The organism is Gudongella sp. DL1XJH-153 (assembly GCF_049310905.1).
GTDB lineage: Bacteria > Bacillota > Clostridia > Tissierellales > Tissierellaceae > Gudongella.
Genome location: NZ_JBMEMN010000042.1, coordinates 1 through 19,345, shown reverse-complemented (window position 1 = coordinate 19,345; position 19,345 = coordinate 1). Strand labels below are relative to the sequence as shown.

Genomic DNA, 19,345 nt, shown 5'->3' with positions numbered 1-19,345 from the left:
ATATTGTTAGGTTTGTACTGGCAATTACTTTTTGTATTTTTGACTGCCATTTATCGCATTTTTAGATTACCATAAACACAATTAATACCTATTTCTTATCTCTCCTTTAATTCGTACAAGTCATCTCTTCTATTTCTAAGTAGAGTAACTGTACCTGACTTTCTAGAACGTTTCAGTAATTCCAAATCCAAATCTCCAACAATTACCATTTCAATATTTGGTGTACATTCAGCCAAGATGCCATCTCTTGAAAATGAGAAGTCTGAAGGTGTGAATATGGCGGATTGTGCATACTGGATATCCATATTCTCAACATGAGTCAAGTTACCTACAGTTCCAGCGATTACGGTGTATATTTGGTTTTCAACCGCTCTTGCTTGAGCACAGTATCTAACCCTTAAGTAGCCTTGTCTTTCATCGGTACAGAAAGGAGTAAAGATTATATTGGCTCCTTTTTCAGTTACAATTCTAGCAAGTTCTGGGAACTCCATGTCATAACATATTAGGATTGCAATTTTCCCACAATCAGTATCAAATACATTAATTCCATCACCTGTTGAAATTCCCCACCATTGTTTCTCGTTTGGAGTTATATGCAATTTATACTGCTTTTCGATAGTACCGTCTCTTCTAAATAGATATGCAATATTAAAGATTTTACCATCTTCTTCTACGAAATGAGAACCACCAATTATGTTGACATTATATCTTACTGCATAGTGTGTAAACATTTCCAAGTATTTTTCAGTAAATGTAGTTAACACCCTAACTGACTGACTAGGTGTATCTTGATCAACAAAAGAAAGCAATTGGGTAGTGAATATTTCAGGAAATACTACAAAGTCAGAACTATAGTTTGAAGCAACATCAACATAATATTCACATTGGTGAGCGAATTCTTCAAATGAGTTAATTTTTTTCATCATATATTGAATTACACTAACTCTTACAGGATATGCAGTTTTAAACTGGTGTTTACTCATGGGTTGATACTCAATATTGCTCCATTCCATTAGTGTTGCATATTCCAATGAAGCTTTGTCTTCAGGCAAGTATTTTTTGATTATTCTTTTTAAAACAAAGCCATTTAAAAGTTGAAAGGTTAATATGGGATCATAAATATTATGCTTAATAACTTCCTGAACATATTGTTTAGGCGTTAACTCTGACGAATGATTGTGGTAATTTGGAATTCTTCCACCAATAATAATGCTCTTTAGATTTAATTTCTCAGCAAGTTCTTTTCTTGCTTCGTACATTCTTTTTCCAATCTTCATGTTTCTATAATCAGGATGAACCATTATTTCCATTCCATACAAATTATAACCATCAGGATCATGATTTGTTATATTGCCTTCATCTGTTATCTCATCCCATGAGTGTTGTTCATTGTATTCATCAAAACTGATTATCAAACTTGAGCTTGAACCAATAATAATTCCATCATATTCAACGCATATCTGTCCCTCTGGGAATAATTTGATATGGCTTAATAGTTGATCTTCTTCCCATGGTTTCATGTTAGGGAAGCATAGCTTCTGCAATTCTATTATTTCGTCAAAATCCTTCCTCTCAATATTTCTAACTATGATTTTGTTTTCAAATTTTGATAAATCGTATTCAGACATATTTGACCTCCTTGTGTTTAAATACTTATGTATATAAGTATACCCTTTAATAGTTAGCTAAAAATATTATTGCTGTTTTATAAAAAGCGATGGGAATATTTTAGCATGCTAGCTTAATTGCTGACGTCTAATTCTGTTGACAGATACAACCATAAGTAGTACGCTATATCCATAGCAACTATATACGTAATGAACATAGTATAGTCGGAGGTGATGTTATGGAAAAGGATCATGATTTATTCTGCTCCAGTAAAAGTCACAAGATGGAAAGATTTTTAGAGGTATGCCTATTGTTACTTTTATATGATGAGGCAGGGTATGGCTATGGACTTATTGAACAGCTGGAGTATTTTGGTTTTTCTCAGGACGAACTTAATGTAAGTACGCTTTATAGAACACTTAGAAAAATGGAGAAAGAGGGTCTGGTTTCTTCTCTTTGGGAAGAAGGTGGTCAAGGGCCAAGAAGAAGAGTATATGAAATTACAGATAGTGGCAAAAGGAACCTTGAGCAATGGATCAAAATCCTGGAAATCAGAAAAGCAAGGATTGAAAAGTTAATCCTAAAATATGAGGATAAAACCAAAAACTGAAAGGAGAATACAATATGAAAATATTTGATTTGATGAATCTTGAGGCAGAAGGCTACGAAAACAGAGGTGTGAATGTATTTTTTCAAAATGATACATTCAAAACCCGTGTAATCGTATTGGAAGCTGGAGGCAAAATCCCACCATGTCAGATGGATACATTCGTAATGTTTTATGTTGTTAAGGGAGAAGTTGTTCTAAGGAAAAATGAGGAGTCTTCTATATTGAAAGAGAATCAGGTTTTTATTACTGAACCCGCATTGCTTTCAATGGAAACGACCTCTGGAGCAAGACTTATGGGCGTACAAATAAAGTCTAAAGAATAGGAAGGTGACATAATGGCTACTATTATTACTATCTACGGCTTTTTAGCAGTTTGCTTAATTGCATCCTTAATAAAAAGCAAAGAAAAATCAAAAAAAGCATTTAAAGTAGCCGGAAAAGCTCTTCTTAAGACTGCTCCAAGCATTTTAGCCGTATTGGGAATAGTAGGTCTGACATTAGGTATATTTACACCAGAGACAATATCAAATCTGGTTGGAGCTGAAGCTGGATTTATTGCAACAATTGTAGCTGCAGTACTTGGCGCAATCACTTTGATACCTTCTCTGGTAGCATTTCCACTAGCGGGTTCATTACTCCGATCTGGTGCAACAGTAATGACCATTTCAGCTTTCATAACCACACTGGTTATGGTTGGGATAGTAACAGCACCAATGGAAGTAAAAATCTTAGGGAAAAAATTCACCTTGCTCCGTAATGGATTAGGATTTCTGGCTGCATTGGTAATTGCTGGGATTATGGGGGTGACATTATGATGGAGACGATTAAGAAGTTTAAATTTCCCATGTTAATTGGATTGGTATTTATTGTTTTGGCGATCCTTGCACCTGTTACAGCTGCAAGGTCCACTCAGGTGACGTGGGACTATTTTAAGGAGATGGCCTTAATTATGCCTCCTGTATTTATACTGATGGGCTTAATGGAGGTATGGGTACCAAAGGATAAAATACAGTTGTGGTTGGGAAGCGGTTCAGGCATTCGAGGTGGATTGATTTCACTCCTCCTTGGTACATTGCCAACAGGACCTCTTTACGTTGCTTTTCCAATGACTGCAACATTATTGCGAAAGGGAGCCAGCTTAAGCAACATGGTCATATTCTTAGGATCGTGGGCAGCGCTTAAGATTCCACAGCTGATGGTCGAAATCAAATTTCTGGGGATTCCATTTACAGGATTGAGGTTTGGGCTAACACTTACTGCATTAGTCTTAATGGGATTGATAATGGAAGCGGTTCTGGGGCGTCATTCAGTTGCTGGATGGCTACCACCTGAAGATGATGAAATGATGAAGAAATAACTGAATTATTCGGACAATGAATTTGATCTGGTTGTAACCTCCAATGCACCAGTCTATTTAGAAGAAGCAGCGCGAGTATTGGAACCAGGTAGAGAAATGATTATGGCTTATTCCTCTGGAGAGGAGATACTTGATTGGGCTAAAGAAGATGTAATCAAATTACAATATACTTATATATAGGCCAATAAAGTTTGTCAGAAGACTCACTACATGAGATAATATACCTGACTTCTCGAAAATTCTATTGCATTACTAGAAAACAAGCAAAGGATTGGAGATAATGCAAAAGACCATTGAGTAAAAAGAGAAGATTATTGAATTGCGAAAACTAGGCATAGGATACTGCAGATGCTAAAATCGAGATTGGTTCTGGCTGGATGGAGACATGGAAGAAGCAATCAAGCACCTAAAGGAAAGAAGGTTGTTTCGGGATGTACCAATTTGGATTAAAGACTTGATGTCTGGTAAAAAAGTCCAAGAACCTGATTAGTACTTATAAATAAATCTATAGTAGATAGGTAGCTACATATCATGAATAAGTTTAGAAAAATTTAAAATATGGGAGGTACTCGAAATGTTGAATCAATCATCCTCAAAAAACAGAATTGAAAACAATGGGACACTGGTATTAAAAGGTGTAAAGTTAATTGATGTAGTATATGATAGACACCAAGATGATGTAACAATAATTATAGAGAATGGTATTATTACTAGTATTGAGAATGAGAGTGTTTTAACCATCCCTATTAATGCTAACGTTCTATATCTTCAGGGGAAAACAGTCATACCAGGCTTAATAGATTCACACCTACACCTTTCACAATCTGGGGTTGATGATTTTTTAAAACCGTATGCAGAAAGAATGAATACAAAGCTAAAGAGAAATGCGTATATAACATTAAGATCTGGGGTTACTACAGTTAGAAATATGCCCGGCGGTGCAGGAAAAGAAATCTTCAAGTTTAGAGAGAAAGTAAAACAAGGCAAAGTTCTGGGGCCTAGAATCTTATTATCGGGTCCTGCATTAGCACCCTCTTATGGATATTTCAGCTTAAAAAGATTTTTTCCTCCTAATCCATTGGCCATGGCTATACTTAGTAGAATATTTGGGGCTCATGGATTAGCAATAGACGTCGATAGCCCAGAAGAAGCTCGAGAAACTGTCAACAAACTAAAAAGAGAAGGGGTAGACTTTATAAAAACTGTTACACCAGGAGCCCATATACCCTTTACTGAAAAAGATGAAAAACTAAAAGAAAAACTGTTAAAAAAAGGGATAAAGCTAGAGACCATTGAAGCGAGTATGCAACCAGAAGTTTTGGAGGCAATTGTAGAAGAAGCTCATAAAAACGATCTTAAAGTAGCTGCTCATACTATCTTCTGGACGAAGGGCTTTAATGAGGCCATCAAAGCAGGTGTAGATAGTGTAGAACATACTCCTTTTGGATTAATTGACGATGAGACGTTTGAATTAATGAAGAGTAATAATACATATTGGACACCCACTGCTTATTGCTTTTACAACTGGACTAATTTTATCGACAACCAAGAACAGTATGATAGTATAGAAATAAAAGAGCTCATCCCTGAACCTTTTCATGCATTGGGAAAAAAATCATTAGATAAGGTTAGAGAAGATATAAAATCAGGAGAAGATCTTGTATGGGGGAATTTTTACGAGAAAATGCAGCCATTTAAAGAAATATATTTCCCTAATAATTTTAAGAATGCTGTTGAGAAAGGCATTAAAATTGTTGCAGGGGTTGATGGTGGTGCTTCAGGAGCAGGGTATGTTCCACATGGTCAACTACATAAAGAGTTAAAGCTTTTCGCAGAGCATGGTATGAGTAAAATAGAGGTTATTAAAACAGCCACTATAAATGCAGCAGAACTTTTGGGATTAGAGAAAAAACTTGGAAGTATTGAAGTAGGTAAATTAGGGGATTTTGTAGTATTAGAATCTAATCCACTTGAAGATATTACAAATTTGAGTCAAATAAATTGTGTAATAAAAGCTGGAAGTGTAGTTTACGAAAAAGAGAGTTCTTAGTAGAATGAATTTTCAATATGAATAATTGAAGTGTTGAATATGAATGAGTTCAAATGAAGAGTTTTAGATTGATTCTCCACACGTAGGGTGTAAAAAATCGATTTAAGACATTAATCATGTCCTCACATGTCACGTTGCAGTAGTTTGTCTTGTACAAGGAACTAGTAGAGCAAAGAAAGGTGATTTGAAATGTTTAGGATAGAACGATATCAAATATCTAACGATAATCTTAAGAACTGGGTAAAGTTTATCTGGCATTTTGAATCAGATAATGTTGATGTTTATCATAAACTTCTGCCTATGGATAGCGTTGATATAATTATTAACTTGGCGGATGATATGGTGTATGAAATTGAATCCACTGAGAGAATAACTGCACCTAAAGTACATGTTAACGGTTTAAGAAGTCAGCATAGTTTCATTCATCAGAAGGGAAATATTGATGTATGGGGGATTTCTTTTTATGCTTTCGGATTGTATCCGTTTATCAACAAATCACTATCTAGTATTCAGAATGAAATAATAGACCTTAATTCTTTATCAGTCCCATTGGCGGACAAATTAAATGTAGCTTTAATTCATAAAACAGCACAGTGTAAAATCAAGAGTATTATGGAGTCATTAGATTCAGAGTTGGAAACAACTGATAGCAGCTTATTAAGAACGCAGATTATAGATGACTTCATGAAGACTGATGATATTCCGATATCGATGTTTTGTTCAAATAATGGAATAAGTCAGAAAACGTTTGAAAGATTTGTTATTAGCATGACAGGGTTTCCACCGGTAAAATTGCGTCAAATAAAGCGTTATATGATGGCAAGTAATCAATTGCTGTTTAATAAGTCTGCTAAGATACCTGAAATTGTATATGATAATAATTACACAGATCAAGCATATTTTACCAAAGAGTGTAGGAAGTTTTCCGGAGTGACCCCAAGAACATTTCGTCTGGAAAAAAATACAGTAATTGAAAATTCAACTTATATTTGATTCTGTCGATTTAGTACAATAATTACTGTTTCATCTTTAATATAATTAAGAAAAAACAGGAGGTATGGTGCTATGATTATAACAGAAATTGTAAAGATGAAGCCAGTTGAAGGTATTACTAAAGATGAATTTATTGGTATTGTTGATGGGCTTGAAAAGAATTTTCATTTAAGACAAAAAGGTTTTATTGACACAGAATTGCTTTATCATGATGAAGAGAATGAATGGTATATGATACAGCATTGGAATTCAAAGGACGAATTAAAGGAAGCTTCAAAAAAGATTTTTACGGATAAAGACGCGGAGGATTTTGTTAATTCACTTGACAAGCAAAGCATCAAAATGCTTGTATTGCCTCAAGTAGATAAATGGATACAAGTTACAAGACAAGAAAAGGAGTAAGAAGAAAGCAATAGGGACGGTTCCTATTGCTTTTTTAAGTTAGTTTTGTTATTCTAATTTTAAGATTATATAATGCCAAGAACAGCCAGAGTAAGGATCCCAACAGATTTTTACCATATTATAATGATATGGATCAATAAGGATCAATAAGGATCAAAGAATAACTGATATAACTATCCACGATGACTTGGGTTCTGAAGGAACCTTTTCCAATAAATATGACTTAGAATAAATAAAAAGGAAAGGAAATGAACAAAGATGAAAAAAAGTTTTCAAGTTGCTGAAAAGATTTCTCTCGTTGTTGCGTTGCTGGCTATAGTTGCTTCGTTAGGAGGACTGCTCGTGGAGAACCTATATCGGGACAGCGAAGCGATTCGTGCAGTTTGGTTTGTGAATGATTTAATTACCTTGTTTCTTGCAGTTCCAATTTTAGTAGGCTCGATATATTTTTCTTTAAAAGGCTCCTTAAGAGCTTCACTTGTCTGGGTAGGTAGCATTTGGTACATGCTATACAACTATGTTTTTTACCTGTACGGTGCTGCTTTTAATGCCTTCTTTCTGCTTTATGTTTTGTTGTTTGTGTTATCGGCGTTCAGTTTAATTATCACATTGGCTCAGATTGATCCGAAGAAGTATGTGCATCAACTGCTTGATCATGCCCCGATAAGAGCAGTAAGTAGATTTCTGTTCTTTTTTGCTGCGGCATTGGGCATCCCATGGGTGATGCTAGTTCTTGGTTTTATTCAATCGGGTGAAGCACCTCCTTTTGAAATGACCATTGTATTTGCCACAGATCTTTCATTTTTAGTTTCGGTGTTGATATTCAGTGGTATTTTATTGAAAAAGGGAAATGTCTGGGGCGTTGTATTATCAGCTATGATCTTGCTAAAAGGAGTTCTATATCCGTTAGTCTTACTTATCGGTGGAGTGGTTGCTTATGTTCGAGTTGGTGTCTGGGATACCTTCATTCCTCTGTATGCAATTCTATGGATTCTATGCATATATTTTTATCTGCGGATGTTGAAGGGAGTAGACGTAAAATCTTAGGTCGTGGTAGGGTCTGAGTTACAAATTTTCAAAATATAACATCGGTAGCGCGACAATTATGACCTTGGGAGCAAGGGACAGCAAAGAAAAAATCATGCCTAGTTTTCCTGCGGATGAAGGTATTATTATAAATAATCCTGATTAAGTAGAGCTTGTAGTCTTTGCTATGTGCACCAAAATGTCTGATTTCATAGTTGGAGAAACAATTGATGTGGACGGAGGCTCATTACTAAGCTTTTAGACTAAGACCTGGAGTTATAACATTGAAGAATGTATACCTGGTCCAAAAAAAGAATAATATGTAAAAATAAACGTCTCCGGTGCATAAAAGTACATCAGAAACAGATTATCACAGACTGGTTGCCAAGAACAGGTGATGAAAACGGAGGGATTAAATTGAAACATTTACTGGGAAACGATAGTGTGATTATTCGCTTTTTTAGTCTATATGTTCTAGGGCTGATATTGTTTTTTATAAGCTGGACTATAGCATATTATTTACTACCGGAGGGTTTTTTACAAGGATTTGGAATCCTTGGCAAGTTGGCTGGAGATAAAGCAGCTGATACTCTGGTGCGTGAATTCATACATATTCTAGGGTTAAATCTCATTGGTGTATCATTTATTATTATTGGAAACTATATTTTGCGTGTAAAATACTTTTCTTTTGGATATTTGGTGCCTTTAGCGTGGATGATCATGTATGGTATCATATTGGGAACTAACTCATTCTCCATTCAACTGGAAGAAGCAATGGCTCCTACGTTAGCTGTATTCAGCCGCAGTGGATTATATGAAATGATGGCGGCGGTACTTGTAGCTGCAGCTACTAATTCTATCTCAGTTAATTACTCAGAGAATATTTCTTCAAAATCTAAGCCAATCCCAAAAAATGAACGAGCTCATTTAAAAAAAGAACAATGGATTGCAATCTGCATTGCTATTTTGATACTTGCTGGAGCAGCTTTGCGTGAAGCCTATATGATTGTCAATATCTCGTAAACAGTTCATAGACAGGATAACCCTGATATCTTTTCCAATTTTTTTCTTAAAAAAACTAGAGAGAGATTTCCCAATAATAGCTAAAGAAAATTGCAAAAAAGACTCGAAATCATAAGAATGAGTTTCGAAATAAAAGGAGCGTTTGAATATGGGCAACTCGATACTACTGGTGTACAAAAGCAAGACTGGGTTTACAAAAAAATATGTCGATTGGATTGATGAAGTTATTTCGTGTCAAAAAGTACCCTTTGATCAAATCAATAATGTTGATATTAATAATTATGGTATTATTATTTATGGTGCTGGTATGCACGCCGGTCGCATACAAGGACTGAAGGAGTTTAAGAATAAAGTATTGAACCTAGCTGGTAAAAAGATAGTCGTTTTTGCAACAGGAGGAGCACCTTATACTGAGGAAATTATTTCAACGATCAAAACAGATAATTTTTCAGCAAATGAGCTCAATAAAATTAGCTTCTTTTATTTTCAGAGCGGAATCAATTATGATAAAATGAGATTTCTTGATAAGACAATAATGAAAACTTATAATAGAATACTAGAGTTTAAAAATGATAAATCAGATATTGAAGATGGAACTAATAAAGCGATTTCTAGAACGTATGATCATTCTAGTAGAGAAAACATAAAGCCCATGATTGACTACTTAAATAAAATTTCCAATTAAAAGCCTTCAGCTGAAAAAACCGAGTCTGATTCTTCAAACAGACTAAACCAGAAAGAAAATGTTGGATTCTAAATCTATCAGTACAAGTGGTTCGACTTTAGTTGAGTTGAAGTTATTAGATCCAGCTGTTCTTGAAGGTTATGATAACTTTATTGGGTTTATACCAATAATTTTACTCCCTTCTAAAATTCTTTTAGATAGTGGTATTGCTTGCATTGATTTGATGTGTTTCGATGCCTTAGTTTAATAATAAGAGCCTCTCTAAAGGGAGGTTATAATCTTGATTGACTATGAATAGGAATAGGAACACAATATCACTATCTGTCAGTAAAGGAATAAAGTGTAAATTACAAGTATGATGTAAACAGCTTATTGATCGAGGGCAATGTAATAAAAAATAATTGGATTCCAAAAAAAATAATTTGATCCGTAAATATTGATTGTTAAAGGTAATTTCGAAACCGGTAGTTGTTAAAAAGTTTTTTAGCAGGTATCGGTTTTATAGTTATTGTGACAATATGACAAAAGAGATAAAGAACCAGCAAACGGGTGAGGTTAATAAGGTCGGAGGGAGTTTTCCTAATGGGTAATGAACAGTCGGATTTTAGAATAAAGCAATTGCAATTAGAGCAAGATAATTTGGAATTTCAAATTGAAAAAGAAAAGCGTGAAGCGGAACTTATCATCGCCAATAAGGAGCTGGACTTCCAAAACAAAGAGAAAGAGAACCGTGCAGCAGAACTGATCATTGCCAATAAGGAATTGCTGTTCCAAAACGGGGAGAAGGAGAAACGTGCAGCAGAACTACTTACATCTAATAATGATCTGGCAATTCAAAGTAGAGAGATAGAACAAAAGACCAAAGAATTATTACTAGCCAGAGAACAAATTGATATGGCTGGTGTCATAATAAGCAGAGCTTGGAGATATAATCAAAGTTTGATAGAAGCCAGTATAGATCCCATTATCACCATTGATGAAATGGGCATGATCATTGATGTAAATACTGCTGTGGAAAACGGGACAGGCTTATCTAAAAACAAGTTAATTGGCACTAGCTTTTCAGAAATATTTTCCGATCCGGAAAAAGCAAGAAGCTATTATCAAACTGTTTTTGAAAAGGGGCAATCTTTTAACTATGAACTCAATTTAAAGCATACAAATGGATTTACCACTCCTGTTATATACAATGCATTTGTATATTCGGATAATGAAGAAAAACGAGTAGGTGTTATGGTTGCAGATAATGATATTACAACTAAACAAAAAGATGAAATTGTATATTTGCAAATCAATCTAAACCTATTGATCAAACAAAGAACAAAAGAGTTGATGATAGCAAATGAGAAACTAGCTATAGAAAATGAAAAAAATGAATACTTAGGATACCATGATTATCTAACAGGACTATATAATCGAAGATATTTTGAAAATGAGCTTAAGAGACTTGACACAAAAACAAACTTTCCCATATCCATTATTATGTGTGATGTAGACGGATTGAAACTAATCAATGATTCATTTGGACACAGTTCCGGGGATGAGCTTCTAAAAAAAGCAGCTGGAGCAATTAATAAGGCATGCCGGACTGAAGATGTTGTTTCCAGATTAGGTGGGGATGAATTCGCTGTTATATTGCCTAGGACCGATGCTGGAGAAACAGTGCTAATCGCAAACCAGATTAAGGACTTTGCATCCCAAGGAAAAGTTGAAAAAATTGAACTTTCTATTTCCTACGGATATGATACGAAGAAGACTGAAGACCAATCATTGATTGAAGTTTTTGCAACCGCTGAAAACCACATGTACAGACATAAGCTGTATGAGCGATCGAGCATGAGGAGTAGCACAATAGATCTAATAATGAATACGTTATTTGAAAAGAGCAATAGAAAATCGCTGCATTCAAACAGAGTGAGTAGTATCTGTCAGGCTATTGCCTTGAAGATTAATTTTGATAGTGTTTATATTAAAAAAATGAGAATCGCCGGGCTTGTTCATGATATTGGTAAAATTGGTATCGATAATAAGATTTTAAACAAAGCTGGAAAACTTAGCAGTGATGAATGGAATGATATGAAAAGGCACTCCGAGATAGGCTGGCGTATATTGAGTACAACAAATGAGTTTCTGGAGTTGGCGCAGTTTGTTCTTAATCATCATGAAAGATGGGATGGCAGCGGGTATCCTAATGGATTAAAGGGGGAAAGCATACCGCTTGAATCGAGAATAATCGCTGTAGCTGACGCTTGCGATGCCATGACCAGTGAAAGAAGCTATCGAAAAGGGCGGGGTAAAGAAGAATCCATTAAAGAACTGATTAGATGATCTGGGACACAATTTGATCCTGTTAGATGTTCTGGGACACAATTTGATCCTGAAATTGTGGATGTGTTTGTGAACCAGGTGTTACCATATGACAGTATTTTTGAAGTGGATAGAGCTGCCACCGATTCGTGCCTAATAATTTAAAAGCTCGGCTGATCTTATATAAAAATCAGCCGAGCTTTTAAATTTATAAAAATAAGTATCCAGAACTATAAACAAAACTTAAAGCAAAAACAACCGTCCCCAATGCTTTTTATTTATAGGAGGTTGCAATTTTTATAATTAAATGCAATATATACTTTACATTAAGTAATATATATATTATAATATGCAATATAAAGGAGGCTATGTATGAAAAACAAACGCATGAAAATAGCTCGTTTGGAACGTGATATGAAACAATCAGATTTGGCAAAAAAAGTTGGTGTAACAAGGCAAACAATTGGGCTAATCGAGGCGGGAGATTATAATCCAACATTAAATCTTTGTATCGCAATTTGTATAGCATTAGATAAAACATTAAATGATTTATTTTGGGAGGAAAAATAATGAAAAATCTTGAAATTAAAGACGAAAGGATTGTATCTCAAAGAAGAAAAACACAAAGTGATGCATTTGGAGTTTTGTTCTTAGGGTTGCTAATCTCAATACTACTACAAAAATTTATGTTCAATGCACCATTTTCTAAGTATGCAGCAGAGTTCATTCTTCTTATCGTATCAGCGATTTATGTCGAAGGTAGAAACATTATCACAGGCAGTGGTACTTATAGTAAAGATTTTAGCGGACAAACACTTGTCGTGATACATAGTGTTGTATCCGGTCTTGCCATCGCTGCTATCGCAACTACATTCAATGCTATGGACCTTGGAGCAGAACAAATGGGAGGATTAGGTGGTATTGCGATAACCACTATGTTAACTTTTTTGTCCGGTGCACTGATATCATTTATTGTTTTCCAACTGCTTTTTATGATAAATAATAAAAGACAAAAGCAAATAGATGAGAAGTACATTGATACTGATGAGTAAAATGAGAATAATCATTAATTTATATCCACCGTCGCTCCAGGTTTGAAATCCTGACAAACCAGCAGTATCAACAAGCGAGACAGCAAAAGCACCTATAGAAGACTGAACGGTTGGCCAGATGCTTAAGACAAAGCAGTTCTATATGCTTATGGTTCCATGCTTTCGGTTTATCCATCTGCATGTGCGGACAACTATGGAACTAAAAACCTTGGCCTCAATTACGGTATTCTGTTCTCTGCATGGGGTGCAGGAGGCGTGTTTGGTCCGATTCTCGGTGGTAGGATTGCCGATGCGACGGGTTCATACGAGATGGCATTTTATGTATCCGCTGCAATTCTCATTGTGGCTGCAATAATGGGACTTTTCTACAAGACAGATCAGTCCAGACATTTCTATGTTGTTACCAGAAACGGTTAGACTGTAAAAAAATATCAGAAACTAAAAAAGCTCGACTGATCTCATTTAATGATCAGTCGAGTCTCTTTATGTCCATAATTCTAATACTCAGGTGGTAGTGCCATCATCTCTTCATAGTTGAACACAGGTCCATCAACACACATATAGTGGCTTCCAACCTTGCAGTGACCGCACTTTCCTGCACCGCACCGCATATGGGTCTCAAGTGTAACAAGTATGTTTGTTGGCTTCATTCCAAGATCCATTAGGTCTCTTGCCAGTTTCTTGATTCTTTCCGGTGATGCGCATAGAAGCGCAGTTGTCTCCGACCAGTCAAGGTCAAGCTCCGGAAGCAAATCATTCACATAGCCACTGTATGCATCGACCTTATCTGTAGAGTCCTTTAGTGCATACTTGACTGTGAAGTTGGGAACCTTCGCCCACTCAATCATTTCATCCTTGTAAAGAAGTTTTTCATACCTAAGAGCGCTGGCCATCACAAAGACCTTCTTAAAGTCTTCATGGTTCGCCATAACCGGCTCGATAATAGTTCTCAGCGGTGCCATTGCAACTCCAGAGCCAATAAAGACCAAGTTTCTTCCCTTAAGAGCATCATATGGAAAAGCTCGTCCATAGGGTCCTCTCAAACCAACCTTGTCTCCTTCTTTCATCTTGAACAGCACATCAGTCACAGAACCAACATTTTTAAAGTCAAATACAAGCTCGTCAGTTTGTTCTGGTCCGTATGGTATGGAAAGAGGCACTTCACCTTCTCCAAATACCGTTACCTGGAAAAACTGACCCTTATGCTCGTAGTTCCTGTGCAGCTCGGGATCGTCATATTTCATGAAAAGACGCTTTATTTCAGGTGTTTCCTGCTTTACACGTGTTATTGTTGCAACATCAGGTGAAAACAGGCCATTTTGTGATATTATTTCACGATCCATGATCTCATGACGTATTTTGGTGATTTGGTGTATTGCCGGTGGTTCAGGATTTTCCTTTGCAGCTTTTTGGATTTCTCCAATGATATCAATTATGCTTATATAGGTTGGACAAACATCTGTACATCTTCCACAGCCGGAACAACCCTTAAAGCCAAATCTTTCCTCAATGTATTTCAGCTTGTCATAGATTCTGTATCTAACACGGGAAACAGCATCCCTTGGATTGTGGTACTCTGCATTTCTTGTAAAATGGGCACTTTGACAGGAATCCCAATATCTGACCCTGCTGCCATGATTCTCATCGATATTTTCCTCAACAACATTAAAGCAGGTACAGGTTGGACATACATTGGTGCATCCCGTACATCCTATACATGCGTTTGCTTCATCCAGCCAAAAATCAGCATCGAAGGTTTTTGACATGTCATCCCAAAGGTTTGTCAGATCCATTTTTAACGGGAAGCTTTCTTCAACCCTTTCCATCAGATCGTTTTTCTCCTTAAGTATGGTGTCATCTACCCCAGTGAAGAATGACTCTGACTTATCGATGAGCTCTTGACCTCTAGTGGTTCCCACTTCCACTAAGTAGTAGGAATCCATTGGAGTGAAGGCCAGGTCATGACCAACTGTTGAAAACACACCTGTTCCAACTGAAGTGCAGAAGCAGTGTTGACCAGCTCTAAGGCAGTTTACTGCAATGATTGTTGTCTCAGATCTTCTGGACTTGTAGTTGGGATCTGGAAACTCTCCAAGGTAAAATCTGTCTGTGTATGCAATACCATATGTATCACATGCCCTAACTCCAAAAAGAATTCTGTTTTTGGAATGCTGATGGGCAAGGCCTTCCACATCTATGCCCTCTTCATTCCGAGTCCACTTGAACAGGCTTTCCTTTTGTTCAAACACCATTTCCTTTACCGGTAAGGTAAGATTGATGTAGTCTTCAGTTCTTTCACCTTCACCTAGTGGCATCAGTTGAATGTCTTTGCCTTTTCCAACCGGTACATACACTGAACTTTCTAAGTTCCATATATCAAGAACTCTATCCAGACTATCTTTATTAAGGGTATACAGTTTGTTCGTTTTCATTATTCCACCTCGATTCTTACAGCAGATACCTTCAGAGCCGGTATATTAATTATTGGATCAAGATTTTGTCCTGTCAGCCTATTGGCTGGTGATTCAGCAAAATGGAACGGAACGAAAAGTGTCTTTTCATTTATTCGATTTGTAATCATTGCCGGCGCGACAATACTGCCTCTTGCAGAAGTGATCCTTATCGGCTGATGGTCTTTTATTCCAAGCTCTTCGGCATCCTTTGTGTGTATCTCAACAAACCCTTCAGGGTATTCCAGAGCCAATGTCCAAACCTTACGTGTCATGGTACCTGTGTGGTACTGATGAGTTACCCTTCCGGTGGTCAGGATAAATGGGTATTCCTCACTTCTTTGGTCTCCAATAAATTCAAAATCATTGACGGTAAAGAGCCCTTTGCCCCTCTTGAACTCGCCAACATGTAGAATAGGAGTTCCTGGATGATCCTTATCTGGACAGGGCCATTGAATTCCGACTTCCTTTATTCTCTCATGGGTAATGCCACCATAGATTTCTGTTGCTTCATTTATCTCGTCCATAATATCGGATGGGCTATCATAGTTTATATCCATGCCGATCCGCTTCATTATTTCAACCATTATTTGCCAGTCAGGCTTTGAATCACCAATTGGTTCAATAACCTTATGTATCATCTGTACTCTTCGATCGGTGTTTGTATAGGTTCCTTCCCTTTCCAAAAAGCTGGCAGCAGGCAACACAACATCTGCAAATTCAGCAGTTTCAGTTAAGAAGATGTCCTGTACAACCAAAAATGGAATTTTCTCAAGACAATGTATGGTATGTTTCTGATCCGGGTCTGACAGTACCGGGTTTTCCCCGACTATGTAAGCAGCTTTCATAATTCCTTCTTCCATCAGGTTAAACATCTGGATAATGTTCCTTCCGCGAAGGCAGGAAAAATCTCCCCACACTTTAGTAAATCTTTCTTTTGTCTCAGGCCACTCAGGTCGTTGATAGCCTGGCAAGAAATCCGGTAAAGCTCCCATATCTCCAGCTCCCTGGACATTGTTCTGTCCACGCAAAGGATTAATGCCAGTCGAAGGTCTTCCCACATGACCTGTTATCATTGCAAGGTTGGCTAGAGCCCGAATGCTTTTTACTGCAGTTGTCTGTTGTGTCACTCCCATGGTGAAAATGATCATCGCCTTGTCAGTGGTTGCATATTTACGTGCAAATTCTCTAATGGTATCAGCCGGAACCTTGGAAATGGATTCAGCCCATTCCGGTGTGCAATCTTTGACTGATGCTTTCATTTCTTCGTAGTTTTCTGTTCGCTCCTTGATAAAACTTTCGTCAATTAAATTTTCATTGATAATAACGTGGATCATTGCATTGATCATAGGCAGATTTGTCCCAGGTTCAATTGGTGCATAACCATGAGCGAAATCTGTCAATCTAATCTTCCGTGGGTCAACAACATATAATTCTGCGCCTTTATCCAGCGCCTCAAATATCCTGGTACTGGCCAAAGGATGCTGCTCTGTGGTGTTGGATCCAATTACAAGAATCATCTCAGCGTCACTGAGGTCGTTCATGGTATTTGTGGCACCACCAGCTCCAAATGAGGTAGAAAGACCTTCTACCGTCGGACTGTGTCAGAGGCGGGCACAATGATCTATGCTGCTTGTTTTTAGTCCAGCCCTTGCCATTTTTGCCATCAGGAAGTTCTCTTCGTTGGTGCACCTGGCTGAAGAAACAATCCCAATCCGTTCAGTATTATCATCATCTATCATTGCATCTTTAAAACCTGAGGCAACCTTGTCCAATGCCTCATCCCAGGTAGCTTCCCTAAATGTTCCGTCACTTTGACGAATCAAGGGACTGGTTAGACGTCTTGAATCTCTTACAAATGCAAAACCGTGCCACCCTTTTGAACAAAGTTTTCCCTTACTGACTACATGATTATAGCTAGGTGATATGCCAAGAATTGTGTCATCGTCTGCCACATTCACATAAATTCCACAGCCACAACCACAATAACCACAAGTGGTTTCTACACGTTTCAACAAAATCCCTCCTTCTTTATAAACTGGTAAATTTCACAATATTCACTCTTTAATTTTACCATATTCATACGGTAATTAACAATCAAAGTTAAGATATCCATTTCATTTTGTACAACAATCCAAAGCAAAAAGAACCGTCCCTGATGATTTTTCTGATACTTTTTATTGGATTAACTCCTATTTTATTCCTATAGATCGGTAATATATTTGCATCAAACCCAGATTGGGTATATAATGGTTCAGCATCGAGTAAAACATTAGGAAGCCAGTTAAAAACAAATAATATATGGATTAATACAGATAATAAGTCTTAAGGTCATATCAAAGGAGAAATAATATTGTCATTTAAAGAATTAAATTTAATCGAGCCAATTCAAAAAGCTTTAAGAACGGATGGTTATTTAGAGCCTACACCCATACAAGTGAAGGCGATACCACCACTGTTAAAGGGGAAGGACCTATTGGGTTGTGCTCAGACAGGTACCGGTAAAACAGCTGCATTTGCAATTCCTATACTACAGGGAATACAAGCAGAGAAGAAATCAACAAAAGGCAACAGACAAATAAGAGCATTAATAGTTGCACCAACAAGGGAGTTGGCTATTCAGATTTCGGAGAGTTTCAAATCATATGGTAAGAATCTAGAAGTAAAGACCTTGGTGATATATGGAGGTGTCGGCCAGAACCCGCAAACCAAAGTTCTGCGTCAGGGAGTGGATATTTTGGTAGCTACGCCTGGGAGATTGTTAGATCTAATAAATCAAGGATTTGTCAGCTTGAAAAACGTCAAATACTTTGTATTGGATGAAGCTGACTTAATGCTGGACATGGGTATGTTAAAGGATGTTAAGAAAATTATAACTTTCATTCCAAAGATTAGGCAGACAATGTTTTTTTCAGCAACTATGCCAACTGAAATTGGTGAGTTAGCCAATTCCATATTGAATGATCCAGTTCGAATAGATATTACACCGGAATCACCTACAGTTGATATCATTGAGCAAAGTGTATATCCTGTAGATAAAGTCAACAAGACTAAATTACTTGTTCACATATTAAAGGATAAGAAAATTGATTCTGCATTGGTATTTTCAAGGACAAAGCACGGTGCGAACAAAATAGTTGCTTATTTAGAGAAAGCAGGATTTGCAGCTGAAGCTATACATGGGAACAAATCTCAAAACGCTAGGCAGTTGGCATTGAACAATTTCAAGAAAAGAAAGACAAGAATACTGATTGCAACTGATATAGCAGCTAGAGGGATAGATATAGATGAGCTGTCACATGTAATAAACTTTGATTTGCCAGAGGTACCTGAAACATATGTACACAGAATTGGCAGGACCGGAAGAGCTGGTCTTGGTGGTAAGGCGATATCATTTTGTGATTTTGGAGAAAAACCATTTCTTCGATCGATCCAGAAGTTGACATCCAAGTCAATACAAGAAGTGACCGAGCATCCTTACCCACTTGTGGATACAACCATAAAGCCAAAGGAAAGGTCGAACAAGAGACGTTCTTCTACCAAGTCATTTGAATCAAACGAACAGAAGCAAAATAGCAAGGAAACTAAGAATGGCAAAATAAGGAGAGAGAAAAGGGCAAACGAATCAAAAAAGACCAATTCGAAGAACAATCAGAAGAGGAAAAGTGATCACTGGAGCAAGAGCTAGTTAAATGTATACTTAAAGGGGTAATCGGGAAATGACCGATTTTACCCTCACAAACAAAAAATGAAGAGAACCCGTAAGATTCTGGGCTTTTTAA

The 19,345-nt window shown here is 36.8% G+C and carries 19 protein-coding genes; 16 read left to right on the top strand and 3 right to left on the bottom strand.

The window, feature by feature from the left end:
* Positions 1–95: 95 nt before the first annotated feature.
* Entirely contained in the window at positions 96–1,628 is a 1,533-nt protein-coding gene (locus tag ACOEN1_RS12175; RefSeq protein ID WP_422487176.1) for a GNAT family N-acetyltransferase, read from the bottom strand.
* 218 nt (positions 1,629–1,846) lie between these two features.
* On the opposite strand from ACOEN1_RS12175, the gene ACOEN1_RS12170 reads away from it, so the two are divergent.
* From ACOEN1_RS12170 to ACOEN1_RS12100, 15 genes are all read left to right on the top strand, one after another.
* The gene (locus tag ACOEN1_RS12170) at positions 1,847–2,218 is read left to right on the top strand and encodes a PadR family transcriptional regulator (RefSeq protein ID WP_422487175.1); all 372 of its coding nucleotides are present in this window, start codon (positions 1,847–1,849) and stop codon (positions 2,216–2,218) included.
* 14 nt (positions 2,219–2,232) lie between these two features.
* Positions 2,233–2,541, top strand: a complete 309-nt coding sequence (locus ACOEN1_RS12165) for a hypothetical protein (RefSeq protein ID WP_422487174.1) — start codon at positions 2,233–2,235, stop codon at positions 2,539–2,541.
* Positions 2,542–2,553: 12 nt separating this feature from the next.
* On the top strand, positions 2,554–3,033 hold the full coding sequence (locus ACOEN1_RS12160; protein ID WP_422487173.1) for a permease: 480 nt from the start codon (positions 2,554–2,556) through the stop codon (positions 3,031–3,033).
* Entirely contained in the window at positions 3,030–3,575 is a 546-nt protein-coding gene (locus ACOEN1_RS12155) for a permease (protein WP_422487172.1), read from the top strand. Before ACOEN1_RS12160 ends, ACOEN1_RS12155 begins: the two co-directional genes overlap by 4 nt.
* A 574-nt stretch (positions 3,576–4,149) precedes the next feature.
* Positions 4,150–5,625, top strand: a complete 1,476-nt coding sequence (locus tag ACOEN1_RS12150; protein WP_422487171.1) for an amidohydrolase family protein — start codon at positions 4,150–4,152, stop codon at positions 5,623–5,625.
* Positions 5,626–5,814: 189 nt separating this feature from the next.
* Entirely contained in the window at positions 5,815–6,618 is an 804-nt protein-coding gene (locus ACOEN1_RS12145) for a DUF6597 domain-containing transcriptional factor (RefSeq protein WP_422487170.1), read from the top strand.
* Between the two features lie 72 nt (positions 6,619–6,690).
* Complete coding sequence (locus tag ACOEN1_RS12140; protein WP_422487169.1) at positions 6,691–7,020, top strand: hypothetical protein; 330 nt, start codon at positions 6,691–6,693, stop codon at positions 7,018–7,020.
* Positions 7,021–7,278: 258 nt separating this feature from the next.
* The gene (locus ACOEN1_RS12135) at positions 7,279–8,067 is read left to right on the top strand and encodes a hypothetical protein (protein WP_422487168.1); all 789 of its coding nucleotides are present in this window, start codon (positions 7,279–7,281) and stop codon (positions 8,065–8,067) included.
* A gap of 360 nt (positions 8,068–8,427) precedes the next feature.
* Positions 8,428–9,069, top strand: coding sequence for a hypothetical protein (locus tag ACOEN1_RS12130; RefSeq protein WP_422487167.1), 642 nt, complete (start codon positions 8,428–8,430; stop codon positions 9,067–9,069).
* Positions 9,070–9,217: 148 nt separating this feature from the next.
* Positions 9,218–9,754: a flavodoxin domain-containing protein gene (locus ACOEN1_RS12125; RefSeq protein WP_422487166.1), complete on the top strand. Its 537-nt coding sequence runs from the start codon at positions 9,218–9,220 to the stop codon at positions 9,752–9,754.
* 58 nt (positions 9,755–9,812) lie between these two features.
* Positions 9,813–10,001: a hypothetical protein gene (locus ACOEN1_RS12120; protein WP_422487165.1), complete on the top strand. Its 189-nt coding sequence runs from the start codon at positions 9,813–9,815 to the stop codon at positions 9,999–10,001.
* Between the two features lie 335 nt (positions 10,002–10,336).
* On the top strand, positions 10,337–12,082 hold the full coding sequence (locus ACOEN1_RS12115) for a diguanylate cyclase (RefSeq protein WP_422487164.1): 1,746 nt from the start codon (positions 10,337–10,339) through the stop codon (positions 12,080–12,082).
* 351 nt (positions 12,083–12,433) lie between these two features.
* Complete coding sequence (locus ACOEN1_RS12110; RefSeq protein ID WP_422487163.1) at positions 12,434–12,631, top strand: helix-turn-helix transcriptional regulator; 198 nt, start codon at positions 12,434–12,436, stop codon at positions 12,629–12,631.
* Positions 12,631–13,113, top strand: a complete 483-nt coding sequence (locus tag ACOEN1_RS12105; RefSeq protein ID WP_422487162.1) for a DUF6773 family protein — start codon at positions 12,631–12,633, stop codon at positions 13,111–13,113. Before ACOEN1_RS12110 ends, ACOEN1_RS12105 begins: the two co-directional genes overlap by 1 nt.
* 156 nt (positions 13,114–13,269) lie before the next feature.
* Complete coding sequence (locus ACOEN1_RS12100; RefSeq protein ID WP_422487161.1) at positions 13,270–13,530, top strand: MFS transporter; 261 nt, start codon at positions 13,270–13,272, stop codon at positions 13,528–13,530.
* Positions 13,531–13,610: 80 nt separating this feature from the next.
* Here ACOEN1_RS12100 and ACOEN1_RS12095 read toward each other — a convergent pair whose 3' ends face one another.
* Positions 13,611–15,545 (bottom strand): 4Fe-4S dicluster domain-containing protein, encoded by a 1,935-nt coding sequence (locus ACOEN1_RS12095; protein WP_422487160.1) that lies wholly within the window; start codon positions 15,543–15,545, stop codon positions 13,611–13,613.
* Entirely contained in the window at positions 15,545–17,578 is a 2,034-nt protein-coding gene (fdhF, locus tag ACOEN1_RS12090) for a formate dehydrogenase subunit alpha (RefSeq protein WP_422487159.1), read from the bottom strand. The genes ACOEN1_RS12095 and fdhF overlap by 1 nt, the downstream gene beginning before the upstream one ends.
* Positions 17,579–17,916: 338 nt before the next feature.
* Between fdhF and ACOEN1_RS12085 the strand changes: the two genes are divergently transcribed.
* On the top strand, positions 17,917–19,251 hold the full coding sequence (locus ACOEN1_RS12085) for a DEAD/DEAH box helicase (RefSeq protein ID WP_422487158.1): 1,335 nt from the start codon (positions 17,917–17,919) through the stop codon (positions 19,249–19,251).
* The last annotated feature ends 94 nt before the right edge of the window (positions 19,252–19,345 follow it).